The organism is Sinomicrobium halophytocola, assembly GCF_052983395.1.
Genome location: NZ_JBRKIT010000034.1, coordinates 1 through 11,857, shown reverse-complemented (window position 1 = coordinate 11,857; position 11,857 = coordinate 1). Strand labels below are relative to the sequence as shown.

Here is an 11,857-nt window from a genome sequence, read left to right as displayed (position 1 = left end):
TTCGACTGTCCCGATTATCGGGACAGGCCAAACTGATTTACCGATAAATCTGCATAAAACAAATTTGTCATGTACTGAAATTTACGGGTTAACGGTAGTTCTGTTGCTTTTTCTGTTGTCCCGGTGCGTATTTCTTGGCGCTTTTTTCACCGGTTATCTTTTTCATTTGCCCGGGAGGAATGTCTCCTTTAGCATTGGTATGTACCCTGTGTACACTACAGGAAGTAATAAATGCAGCCATCAGGAAAAGTCCGAATATGAATTTTAAGTTTCTCATAATTCTTTATTTTAGGTATGAATATTTTTAGTATATGCAAATATACCTTAAAAATCATGCCATCTTTTCTTCCGGGAAAGAAAACAGGGTGAAGTCGGTGAGCGGATCGGCAAAAAGTAACGTATAAAATTACTAATTTCGCTATATGAGCGCTACTTCTGTAGAAATACTACTCCAGACACTTCCGGACAGTCCCGGGGTGTATCAGTTTTATGACAAGGACGGAAAGATATTGTATGTAGGAAAGGCCAAAAACCTGAAAAAAAGGGTTTCTTCCTACTTTCATAAAAATCACGAATACGGTAAAACAAGGGTACTTGTCAAGAAAATTGAGGATATCAGGCATATTGTTGTTCCGACAGAGACCGATGCCCTGCTGCTGGAAAACAATCTGATCAAGAAGTATCAGCCCAGGTACAATGTTTTGCTGAAAGACGATAAGTCTTACCCCTGGATCTGTATCAAAAAGGAACGTTTCCCCCGGATTTTTACCACGAGAAGGGTTATAAAGGACGGCTCCGAATATTTTGGTCCGTATACCAGTATGAAAACCATCCGGACCCTGTTGGAACTTATCAAAGGGCTGTATCCGTTGCGCACATGTAATTACGACCTTTCCGCAGATAAAATAAATGCCGGGAAATACAGGGTATGCCTGGAATATCACCTCGGGAATTGTAAAGGTCCCTGTGAAGGGCTGCAATCCATCGGGGAATACGATGCACAGATCAGGGCCATAAGGGAGATACTCAAAGGTAATTTTAAAGATTCCCTCCAAAGCTTTAAGGCCCGGATGAAAGCCTGTGCCGATGAGATGCAATTTGAAGAAGCCCAGAGGATCAAGGAGAAAATAGAGGTGCTGGAGAATTACCAGGCCAAATCGACCATAGTGAACCCGAAAATCAGCAATGTGGATGTGTTTTCCATAGTTTCGGACGATAGTTATGGCTATGTCAATTTTTTACAGCTATCTTACGGTTCTATTATCCGGGCGCATACCATAGAAATGAAAAAGAAACTGGAGGAGCCCGATAAGGAATTACTGGAACTTGCCATTACGGAGTTGCGACAGCGTTTTCATTCGAGGTCCGGTGAGATTTATGTTCCGTTTGCCGTAAAGACTTCGGATAACGTTAAAGTCACTATACCCAAACTCGGAGATAAAAAAAGACTGGTGGAGCTATCCGAAAGAAATGCCCGCTTTTACAGGCAGGAGCGTTTTAAACAGGTAAAGATCACCGATCCGGACAGGCATGTAAACCGTATCATGGCACAGATGAAGCAGGACCTGCGCCTGAAACAGGAACCCAGGCATATTGAGTGTTTTGACAATTCCAATATACAGGGAACCAACCCGGTTGCGGCCTGTGTGGTTTTCAGGGACGGCAAGCCCAGTAAGAAGGACTACCGGCACTTTAATATCAAGACCGTGGAAGGGCCGGATGATTTTGCTTCTATGGAAGAAGTGGTGTTACGAAGGTATAAAAGACTTTTGGAAGAAGGACAATCCCTGCCACAACTTATCGTTATAGACGGAGGGAAGGGACAATTGTCTTCCGCATTAAAAAGTCTCGAAATTCTGGGACTCCGGGGTAAAATTGCCATAGTGGGTATTGCCAAGCGGCTCGAAGAAATATATTACCCGGGAGATTCCGTACCGCTTTACCTGGACAAAAAATCGGAAACCCTGAAAGTGATACAGCATCTCAGGAATGAGGCACACCGTTTCGGCATTACATTCCACAGAAATAAAAGAAGCAATGCCGCAATAGACAGTGAGCTTACGAACATTGAAGGCGTGGGACATAAAACAGCCGAAGAGCTACTGAAAGAGTTCCGTTCGGTAAAACGGATAAAAGAGGCAGAACTGAACGATATATCAAAAGTGATCGGGCAGGTGAAGGCAAAGAAGGTTTATGATTATTTTCATTGAAGGATATCTGTGATGAGGTTTTTTGCGTATATTATGAGATGAAGATCGAAGTAACAGAACCGGGGAATGGCGAATGATGAAGTAATATTTTAAAAGGGGTTTTTAACTTCGGGGTTGGTAATTTATCTTTCGGGATTCGATATTGGAATGAGGTAAAGGAAGTGACGGATCTCAGAATAGCCAATGATGACGTTATTCACGGATGCCGTTACTTTTGGTGTTCATCATTCATCATTAAAAAAGGGTTTAGGTTTAAAAATATATAAAAATGAAAAAGCATGTACTCCTCTTCCTGTTGTGTATGACTGCCTTGTCCGGTTATACGCAGGACAGTGACCCGGAAGATGTAAAAGTGGGACTGGTTTTGAGTGGTGGAGGTGCCAAAGGACTTGCGCACATAGGCGCGCTTAAGGTCATCGAGGAGGCCGGGGTGCGTATTGATTATATAGGAGGTACCAGTATGGGGGCAATAATAGGTGCTTTATATGCATCCGGGTATTCGGCAAAACAGCTCGATTCTATTTTTCAGGTAGTCGATTTCAACGAACTTATACAGGATAACGTACCGCGGTCTGCCCGTACCTTTTACGAAAAAGAAAATTCCGAACGTTATGCGCTTACCCTTCCTTTTGATAATTTTAAAATATCTTTTCCGAGGGCCTTGTCGCGGGGCCAGAATATATACAACTTGTTGGTAAAACTTCTCTATCCCGTAAACGATGTCGAAGATTTTAGTAAACTGCCCATTCCGTTTTTCTGTATTGCAACCAATGTGGAAACGGGAGAGCCTGTAATGTTGAACAAAGGATATCTGCCGGAAGCTATCCTGGCGAGCGGATCGTTCCCTTCCCTGTTTAATCCGGTGGAAATAGAAGGAAATGTGCTTATAGACGGAGGAGTGGTCAATAATTACCCTATTAACGGGGTAAAAGCCCTCGGTGCGGAGAAAATTATAGGAATTGATGTACAGGATGCATTGGCGGAAAGGGATGAACTCAGTGCAGCGACCGATATTCTGATGCAGATCAATAACTACCGTACCGTAAGCGATATGAAGAAGAAGGCCGGGGAAACGGATGTTTACATAAAACCGGAGATAAAAGGTTTTTCTGTAGTGTCCTTTGACCGGGGACAGTCTATTATCGCTAAAGGGGAGACGGCAGCAAGGGAAAAGATGCAAGTACTCCGGGAACTTGCAGCCCGGCAGACATCCGGACCAAGACCCGAACATTACATGAAAGAAGTTGACAGTATTGATATAAGCGGTTTAACCCTGGAAGGGAATGACAAGTATTCCAGGGCATATATCAAGGGGAAACTGCGTTTTACTACATCGGGGAAAGTATCTTTTTTAAAACTGGACCAGGGATTGGCAAATTTGTCGGCAACCAACAACTTTGAAAGTATACGTTACAGGTTTATGAAAGATAAGGAGGAAGAGGATAAGTATAATATGCTTATGAGACTCCAGGAAAACAAAAGGACGATGCTCCTGCGTTTCGGATTGCATTACGATGGTTTATACAAAAGTGCGGTATTGTTAAACCTTACCAAAAAGCAGTTTCTCCTGGACGATGATGTATTGTCCCTGGATGTTGTATTGGGAGACAATCTCCGGTATAACCTGGAATATTATCTGGATAAGGGTTTTTACTGGAGCTTCGGTGTAAAATCGTCATATAACAGATTTACCACGGATATCAGCGTGGATTTCCTGGAAGATTCCGAACAACAATCTCCTATTGTTGACGGCCTGAGCCAGATAGGGGCCAAATTGTCCGATCTCACCAACCAGATCTACCTGCAGACCGTTTTCCGGGAGGAATTCTCCGTAGGTGCCGGTTTGGAACACAAACGGTTACGAATAGAATCGGAAACCATATCGCAGGGAGACAGCAGAAAAGCCACCTTTGAGGACAGTGATTATTACAGTTTATACGGTTTTATGAAGCTGGATACATACGACAGCCGTCATTTTCCCAGGAAGGGATTGTATTTTGATGCGGATTATCACTTTTACTTTGCGTCTTCCAATTACAACAATACGTTTAGCGAGTTTTCCATGCTAAAAGCTAAAGCGGGGGTGGCCACTCCTGTTTTTCACCGCAATATAGCTTTGAACCTCTCTGCAGAAGCGGGCTCTACCTTAGGGGAGACCGGGGCAGAATCCCTGGAATATGTACTCGGAGGTTACGGGAATGATCTTATCAATAATTTTAAGCCGTTCCTGGGATATGATTTTATCAGTTTCGGAGGAAACAGTTATGTGAAGGGCACTGCTACGCTTGATTATGAATTTATGCGTAAAAACCATTTGAATTTTACAGCTAATTTTGCCAATGCCGGGAACGACATTTTTGAAGGGGGTGACTGGTTTCAGGCCCCGACCTATACAGGGTATGCCGTAGGTTATGGCTTGGAAACCTTTGTGGGGCCTATAGAACTGAAGTATTCCTGGTCTCCCGAGAGAGGCAAGGGATTGTGGTTTTTTAACCTCGGGTTCTGGTTCTGATATTATTCTTATTGTCTGAAAAGCATATTACAGGTTAATTTTTAGTAATTCATATAATTTTTGTCGTCCTGCGGAGGTGATGATAACTTCCCTGGAATTTTGTTTTTTCCGTATCCATTGCAAGGAGATCATCCGATCCAGGAGAGCGGCACCTAAAGCCCCGGCAAGATGATGTTTCCGCTCACTCCAGTCCAGGCACGGTCTTGCGAAAGAACGCTTCTTTAAACGAAGGCTGTCCACATCGATATCTAATCCGGAAAACCACGATTTTCCGGTATCGGAAACGGTAAAAGTACCATTTTCGGCAATTAATATCCTGTTCGTTACCATAGCTTCCGTTATCATTACCCCTGCCTTTCCTGCAAGATGGTCATAACAGGTCCTTGCGTATTTGGGCCCCGAGACGGTAGGTTGCTCTTTTCGATCTTTTTGCTTTTCAGGGGGAACCAGGTTGGCGATAGATTCTATGACATAAGCCACTTCGGGAGTGGCGAGCCTGTAATACCGGTGTCTTCCCTGCTTTTCCACTGCCAGTAGTCCTGCGGATAAAAGCTTCTGGAGATGGTTGCTGGCCGACTGTGGAGTAGTATCCGCACAAACAGCCAGTTCTCCGGCGGTATAGGTCCTGCCGTCCAGTAAGTGCCAAAGCATCGTGGCCCGTACCGGTTCTCCCAGCAGAGAAGCTATTTTTTTATAACGGGCTTCAAAGGTCATTTCCTGTTTTTATACAAAGCTACGACAGAAGGATATTTTACATTTCATTTACCGATGAAATATCCCGGGACAGAATGATGTAATCTTGTACCGGTAATAATTCCAAAGCTAAAAAAATGAACACCTGTTTTTTACAATCCGAAGTGGAAAACCCTTTTTTGTTGTATGAAAGGATGCGAAGTAAAAACCCCGTATACCGGGATGAGATAAACGGAGTGTGGGCCATATATGGTTATAAAAATTGTCTTTATGTCCTGGAAAACAGCAGGGTAAAAATACCACAATCGTATTCCGGTACGGAAGGATCGTGCAGCAGCTATACCCGGATTATCCGGGAAAACCTGGCCAGGAGGAGCAATCTCCCGCAGCACCAAAAGAGGAAAGAGGTGGTCATGTATCTTGTCAAACTCATGGAGCCTGTGGATATAAAGGAAATTATGGACGGATTGCTGGCCGGGATCCATAAAGAAAGTGTGGACTGGACGGAAACAGTAGCGAAAGTATTGCCGATAACTGTATTGTTAAAAAGCTTGCGATTCGGGAAAGGGGATATAGATTTTATACTGTCAAACATCACAATAATTAAAAAATACATGACAACTGCCATGACACATGAAGATACAGGACAATTGGATACGGTTTCCCAAAGTCTGTATCCGTCCATTGAAAAACACCTGAGGAATATGAGTCGGGGAATGGCAGATACGGAAATATATGTTTCTAACCTGATAGGGCTTTGCATACAATGTTATGATGCCATGTGGGGGCTTTTGAACAATGTACTTATACAATTCCTCTGCCGGAAGGATACTCCGGAAAAGGACAGCAGGGAGTATTTCCGGAAACTGGTGATAGAGACACTGCGGCATATTCCTGTTTTTCATCATACCAGGAGAATATTGTCGGCAGATATGAAAATAGGTGGATATCACCTTCAAGAAGGCGAAGAACTTTTGTTGATGCTGGCATCGGCGAACCGGGATAGCGCCGTATTTGAGCGTGCGGAAACTTTTGATCCCGGCCGGGAAAATAACGGAGATTACCTGACATTTAGTTCCGGTATTCATTTCTGTCCTGCCGATCACTTTTCCATAAGCCTGGCAACGGACATGCTTGACTATATGACTTCCCGTTTTAAAACAATGGAATTGTCGGCGGATATAACCTATGCTCCGTTGTACCACGCCAGGATTCCGGAGCGGGTGATATTGAAACTTTCGGAATAGAGGGATTGTTTGATTGGTCTCAAAAATAGTTGAAGTTATTAATGCGAATTAAGGGTCAGATTTTTATTTTAGTTAAAGATCAGTCCGTTGTGGTTTTTTCATAAAAGAACAGTCGGGTTATTAGGTTGCTGAGTTATTCAGTTTATGGGTATTGCCTAAATAACTCAATAACTTAATAACCAATAACTAAAGCGCAAATTCCCCGTCTGCCAGACGGGGAGGATTGCTTATCAAAACCTATGAACTTCAATTTTGATAAGGGTTTGGTTTTGTTAACCTTAAAAAAGAACAGAATGATTGCAGTAATTTTTGAAGTGGAATTATCTGAGGAGAACAAACAGGATTACCTGGATATAGCAGCCGGGTTACGGGAAGAACTGGAGAAGGCTTCCGGATTTATTTCCGTGGAGCGGTTTCAGAGCCTGGCACAGCCGGAAAAACTACTTTCCCTTTCCTTCTGGGAAGACGAGGAGTCGGTAAAGTCGTGGCGTACGTTAGAAATGCACAGAGGAGCCCAAAGGAAGGGAAGAGCTTATGTTTTCCGGGATTACAGGCTCCGGGTGGCTGAGGTAAGTCGGGATTACGGCATGTTTTCACGCGACCAGGCGCCCGGAGACAGCAAAAAGGTACATTAACGCTTGTAGGCGAGTAACCGGAGGGCGTTGATAACAACGATCAGGGTAGAACCTTCATGTATGGCCACCGTAGGACCAATACCGGTAAAGCCGATAATGGCGGACGGGATCAGGAATAATACGATTCCCAGGCTGATAAACAGGTTCTGCCGTATGATCTGCCTGGATTTTCTGCTGAGTCCTATGACAAAGGGAAGTTTTTCGAGCTTGTCATCCATAAGCGCTATGTCTGCCGTTTCCAGGGCTACGTCAGATCCCGCGGCACCCATCGCAATACCTACGGTACTGTTTGCCATGGCCGGGGCATCGTTGACACCGTCCCCGACCATGGCTATCTGTGTTTCTTTTTCTCTTAGTTTCCGTATGGCTTCTACCTTATCTTCGGGCAGCAGGTCACCATAAGCATCCGTGAGCCCGGTTTGTTCTGCAATGGCATCGGCCACTTTCTGGTTGTCGCCGGTAAGCATAACCATACGACGAATTCCCAAATCTTTCAATGCCTGTAAGGTAGTTTCAGCAGATTCCCTGGGCGTATCCATTAAAGTCAGCACCCCGAGAAAAGTGTCTCCTTTCCGGGCCAGCATTGTGGTGTGTCCCCGTTGCTGAAAATCCCGGATCTTATTTTTTATAGTATCGGGGACAGGTACTTTCAGATCTTCCTCAAAAAGGGCAGGGTTGCCGATATACACGGTTTCACCTTCGTAAGTCGCCTTAATTCCCCTTCCCTGGAGTGCTTCGATATCAGTTGCTTCGATTTCATTCGTCTGGAATTTTTGCAACATTTCGGAAATATCTTTGGTAATGGCCTTGGCAAGCGGATGGTCGCTTTGACGTTCTACCGCAAGGACACAGTTCAGGAATGCCTCTTCGGAAATTCCGTCAAAAGGAATCGCGTTGGTAAGTCTGGGCTCTCCTTTTGTCAGGGTCCCGGTTTTATCGAATGCTATGGCGGAAAGGCTGCCCAGGTTCTCCAGGGCTTTTCCTCCTTTGATCAGCACTCCCGCCTGTGCGGCGCGGGCAACACCGCTTAACACGGCGCTTGGTGTGGAAATAGCAAGGGCACAGGGACTGGCTGCGACCAAAACGGTCATGGCGCGATAGAAACTGGCCGAGAAAGGCTCGTCTATGACCAGGTAGGCAAAACACAGTGCTACAACCAGTAGAATAATAGACGGAACAAATATTCTCTCGAATTTTTTGGTGAACTGCTGGGTGGGGGACTGTTTGGCTTCGGCCTCGCTGACCAGGGCTACAAGCCTGGAAAGAGTGGAATCTTTGGACAGTTTGAGTACTCTGACCTCCAACGCGCTGTTACCGTTTATAGTACCTGTAAAAGCTTTGCTCTCGTCCGGTACGGTGCTGAAATCCGATAGTTTTTCCTCGTTTTCTGCGGGAATTTTGTCAACCGGGATACTTTCGCCGGTAATAGAGGCCTGGTCCACACTGCTTTTTCCTTTTATAATGACACCGTCTGCCGAGATCTTGCTATTGGGTTTTACGAGTATGATGTCCCCGATGTTGAGATCTTCCACGGGGATTTCCTCGTTCTTTCCGTTTCTTTTCACCAGGGCGGTTTTAGGGCTGAGGTTGCCGAGGGCCTTAATGGAATTCCTGGCCTTGTTCATAGCGTAGTGTTCCAGCGAATGACCGAGACTGAAAAGGAATAACAACAATGCCCCTTCCGCCCATTTGTCCAGGATGGCCGCACCTATGGCTGCTACGAGCATCAGAAAGTCTATTTCGAATTCTCTTTTGCGTATTTTTTCAAAGGCTTCTTTAGTCGCGTAGAACCCTCCGAAGAAATATGCCGGGACATACAGGTATAGATCATACCCGCTCAAACCTGTAAATTTATTAAGAAGAAAACCGGCAAGCAGGAGGGTACCGCAGATCAGGGAAAAGACCAATTCGGTATTCTTTCCGAAGATACCGCCGTGGTTGTGATCGTGATTACCCCCGTTATTGTGAGTATGTGGCTCCATAAGATTGTATTTATGTGCCGGAAATATATTTGATCCGGGCACGTATTGGATATTATGGAGTAAAATTAAGGGTAATTTTATGTAACCCGGTTGCAAAGTTTATGAGCTGATCCGGATTTGAAATGCGCTTTCCCGTCTCCCGGTACAGGTAATGGAGTTGGAGTAAGCAGTTCGGATATGGCATTTACCGGGAAGATTTGCAGGAAGGGCACAATCCTTTTATGATAACCGCCATACTCTCGAAAGTATGATCGGAAGGAAAGTTGTTCAGAGCTACTTTGGTTTTGTCCAGGCAGTGCGTCGCATTGCATTTTTCGCACACGAAGTGAGGATGGGTATGCGTGTGCTCTTCCGCAAGGCAGAACGGGCTGCACAGCGCGTATTTTACGGCATCCCCGTTCGTGTCTATGGCGTGGAGGATGCCGTGCTTCTCAAAGGTTTTCAGGGTGCGGTATATGGTGGCCTTGTCTACGGTGTCGAGCAGTATTTGCAATTCGGTAAGGCTTTTGGCATTGGAATCCTTGCAGAACTGTTCCAGGGTGAGTATCCTCACCGGGGTGGCCCGTACGCCTTTGTCTTCTATGCAGGATATCAATGTGTTTAGCATAGTATTTGGTTTTTGCCGGGGGACACCCCCTCTGCCTGCGGCATCTCCCCCTGGAGGGGGAGAGGATTGTCTTTTTAAGACTACTATTTCATTATCGAATTATCCCATTGGCACCCTTCGGCTGCGCTAGTGCATCGTATTATTTACATCCACTGCGACCAGGGAATTCTGCTCAGCAGGAGAATAAGGCCTATGGTATAGAAAAAGGCTATTTTACCGAATTTTCCCTTGGCGTTTTCCACTTTTTTGTGTTTGGACCAGCCTATGGTTATCAGTATAATGGCGAGTATATTGGTAAAAGGGTGTTCCACGAGCAATAACCTGGCCAGGTCGTTTTTCATGACACCGCCTGCCCCCAGTTCGGACCAGAGGGAGAAACGATCGGAAACAAAGTAAAGGACAATGCCCAGCAGCAATTGAATGTGCGTAAATATAAGGGCAAAAAGACTGATACGAAGGTCCTTCCCGATGATAAAAGGTTTACTGCTGAAATAACCGACAATAGCGTTAATAACAGCAATAATGAGCATGATCAGGGTAAGGTAAGCCCAGTACGAATGTAAGGTTTGAATGATCCCCATGTTTTAGTTTTTAAGTTTTACCAAAAGTAGTGAATTTTGGGGAGAGTGGATAGTTCGATATCCGTGAAGTGCGGTCTTTTAACGTAGATTCGGGGTTCGGTAGCTTTTCTCTTTTTGCATTTTTTTATTGAAAAACCTGTCCGGGTAGCGAGGAATTATTTATAGGGTCAATATGGATGGCTATCATGCCTGTGAGCCCCGGTCCGGGCTTCAGGGAGAAAGACCGAAAAGGATGAAGATCTACGAGGAATGTAACTGTTTACGATGCATTGTTGAGCAGACATCACCGGCATACCTTACAGGAAAAATACAACCTGGGGGACAGCTCCCATACCCGGGAAGCCCGGCAGTGCGAAGCCAGGGCCGTACAGCGTACCGGTGCTACCAGCCCACGCTGGTAGTTGATGGCTACAGCGGTTATGGTTCTTATCGTACTTGCCTGGGTCATCCGGAAGTATTTCCGGTGGCGGAAACTACTGGGGTTTTTATTCCCCGGCAAGTCCGGATAGTCCCATTTAAGGGATTGCGTTAACACCGAACTTAATTAAGTTCGCCGCTTTTGTATTTGCGTACGCAGTCATAAGCAACCGGGTTAACCGCTAACCCAATTGCTTACGCATTCATTCCCTTTCCCTTTTACCGTTAAAGGGGTTCATGGCACCGTAAACCCATTCCCTTAAGCGGTCAACGTAACCTGGTTTACCGTCAAAGCAGTTGTGTATGACATCAGAAGCAACCCGGTTAGCGGTTAACGTAACCCGGTTTACCGTCAAAGTAGTTGTGTATGACATCAGAAGCAACTCGGTTAGCGGTCAACGTAACCCGGTTTACCGTCAAAGTAGTTGGGTATGACATCGGAAGCAAACCCGTTAGCGGTTGACGTAACCCGGTTTGCCGTCAAAATAGTTGGGTATGACATCAAAAGCAACCTGTTTAGCGGCTAAAGGGAATGGGTTCGCCGCTAAACCAACTACTTCCGGTGTCAAAGGGATTGCTTTAATGGCCGTTTTTCGGGTTTTAAAGTGGGAGCAACGGGTTGAATGTTGTTTTGGTCCTTCCGCGGATATACATGCTGAGGGGGTGTGTTTGGTATAGGTTCCTCTATCTTTTGGTGGCAGATATCATCCCGGGTTTGTGTGTAGTAGTAGTAGGTGGCCAGAAATACTATTCTTCCGGAATTTTGGTGGTGAAGGAGATGTCTTTTTTGTCCGGAGTTGAATTTATTATAGCATTAATAATATTTTGTAGGATAGGGGGCATTTGTCATGTTTTTCTAAAGGTAAAAATATTGTATGATGTAGCGTCCTAAAAAAGCGTTACAGGATTAACAGGATTAAAAATACTAAATATCCCATCAAACGATCGTTTGATGGGATATTTTCTTTTTGTA

The 11,857-nt window shown here is 45.0% G+C and carries 10 protein-coding genes; 5 read left to right on the top strand and 5 right to left on the bottom strand.

Annotated elements, in window-relative coordinates; all coding sequences use genetic code 11:
- Window positions 1–88: 88 nt before the first annotated feature.
- Complete coding sequence (locus ACVBDY_RS13545; protein WP_447176001.1) at window positions 89–277, bottom strand: hypothetical protein; 189 nt, start codon at window positions 275–277, stop codon at window positions 89–91.
- A 145-nt stretch (window positions 278–422) separates the two neighbouring features.
- On the opposite strand from ACVBDY_RS13545, the gene uvrC reads away from it, so the two are divergent.
- Both uvrC and ACVBDY_RS13535 read left to right on the top strand, forming a co-directional pair.
- Window positions 423–2,210: an excinuclease ABC subunit UvrC gene (gene uvrC, locus ACVBDY_RS13540; protein ID WP_447176000.1), complete on the top strand. Its 1,788-nt coding sequence runs from the start codon at window positions 423–425 to the stop codon at window positions 2,208–2,210.
- 268 nt (window positions 2,211–2,478) lie between these two features.
- Window positions 2,479–4,722, top strand: a complete 2,244-nt coding sequence (locus ACVBDY_RS13535; RefSeq protein WP_447175999.1) for a patatin-like phospholipase family protein — start codon at window positions 2,479–2,481, stop codon at window positions 4,720–4,722.
- Window positions 4,723–4,749: 27 nt separating this feature from the next.
- On the opposite strand, the gene ACVBDY_RS13530 is transcribed toward ACVBDY_RS13535, so the two are convergent.
- The gene (locus ACVBDY_RS13530) at window positions 4,750–5,436 is read right to left on the bottom strand and encodes an ArsR/SmtB family transcription factor (protein WP_447175998.1); all 687 of its coding nucleotides are present in this window, start codon (window positions 5,434–5,436) and stop codon (window positions 4,750–4,752) included.
- A gap of 116 nt (window positions 5,437–5,552) precedes the next feature.
- Here ACVBDY_RS13530 and ACVBDY_RS13525 point away from each other — a divergent pair, with 116 nt between their 5' ends.
- Window positions 5,553–6,662, top strand: coding sequence for a cytochrome P450 (locus ACVBDY_RS13525; protein WP_447175997.1), 1,110 nt, complete (start codon window positions 5,553–5,555; stop codon window positions 6,660–6,662).
- Between the two features lie 293 nt (window positions 6,663–6,955).
- A complete protein-coding gene (locus ACVBDY_RS13520) occupies window positions 6,956–7,297 on the top strand; it encodes an antibiotic biosynthesis monooxygenase family protein (protein WP_447175996.1) in 342 nt (113 codons plus the stop codon).
- On the opposite strand, the gene ACVBDY_RS13515 is transcribed toward ACVBDY_RS13520, so the two are convergent.
- From ACVBDY_RS13515 to ACVBDY_RS13505, 3 genes are all read right to left on the bottom strand, one after another.
- Window positions 7,294–9,279 (bottom strand): heavy metal translocating P-type ATPase, encoded by a 1,986-nt coding sequence (locus ACVBDY_RS13515; RefSeq protein ID WP_447175995.1) that lies wholly within the window; start codon window positions 9,277–9,279, stop codon window positions 7,294–7,296. The two genes, ACVBDY_RS13520 and ACVBDY_RS13515, sit on opposite strands and share 4 nt — an antisense overlap.
- Before the next feature lie 184 nt (window positions 9,280–9,463).
- Window positions 9,464–9,886: a Fur family transcriptional regulator gene (locus tag ACVBDY_RS13510; protein ID WP_447175994.1), complete on the bottom strand. Its 423-nt coding sequence runs from the start codon at window positions 9,884–9,886 to the stop codon at window positions 9,464–9,466.
- Between the two features lie 143 nt (window positions 9,887–10,029).
- Window positions 10,030–10,467 carry a hypothetical protein gene (locus tag ACVBDY_RS13505; RefSeq protein ID WP_447175993.1) on the bottom strand — a complete coding sequence of 146 codons (438 nt, stop codon included), beginning with the start codon at window positions 10,465–10,467 and terminating at the stop codon, window positions 10,030–10,032.
- 272 nt (window positions 10,468–10,739) lie between these two features.
- On the opposite strand from ACVBDY_RS13505, the gene ACVBDY_RS13500 reads away from it, so the two are divergent.
- The gene (locus ACVBDY_RS13500; RefSeq protein ID WP_447175992.1) at window positions 10,740–10,868 is read left to right on the top strand and encodes a hypothetical protein; all 129 of its coding nucleotides are present in this window, start codon (window positions 10,740–10,742) and stop codon (window positions 10,866–10,868) included.
- The last annotated feature ends 989 nt before the right edge of the window (window positions 10,869–11,857 follow it).

Bases quoted from the DNA above. Each gene is read 5' to 3' on its own strand.
- ACVBDY_RS13545 (WP_447176001.1), bottom strand. From the start codon at position 277: ATGAGAAACTTAAAATTCATATTCGGACTTTTCCTGATGGCTGCATTT.
- uvrC (WP_447176000.1), top strand. From the start codon at position 423: ATGAGCGCTACTTCTGTAGAAATACTACTCCAGACACTTCCGGACAGT.
- ACVBDY_RS13535 (WP_447175999.1), top strand. From the start codon at position 2,479: ATGAAAAAGCATGTACTCCTCTTCCTGTTGTGTATGACTGCCTTGTCC.
- ACVBDY_RS13530 (WP_447175998.1), bottom strand. From the start codon at position 5,436: ATGACCTTTGAAGCCCGTTATAAAAAAATAGCTTCTCTGCTGGGAGAA.
- ACVBDY_RS13525 (WP_447175997.1), top strand. From the start codon at position 5,553: ATGAACACCTGTTTTTTACAATCCGAAGTGGAAAACCCTTTTTTGTTG.
- ACVBDY_RS13520 (WP_447175996.1), top strand. From the start codon at position 6,956: ATGATTGCAGTAATTTTTGAAGTGGAATTATCTGAGGAGAACAAACAG.
- ACVBDY_RS13515 (WP_447175995.1), bottom strand. From the start codon at position 9,279: ATGGAGCCACATACTCACAATAACGGGGGTAATCACGATCACAACCAC.
- ACVBDY_RS13510 (WP_447175994.1), bottom strand. From the start codon at position 9,886: ATGCTAAACACATTGATATCCTGCATAGAAGACAAAGGCGTACGGGCC.
- ACVBDY_RS13505 (WP_447175993.1), bottom strand. From the start codon at position 10,467: ATGGGGATCATTCAAACCTTACATTCGTACTGGGCTTACCTTACCCTG.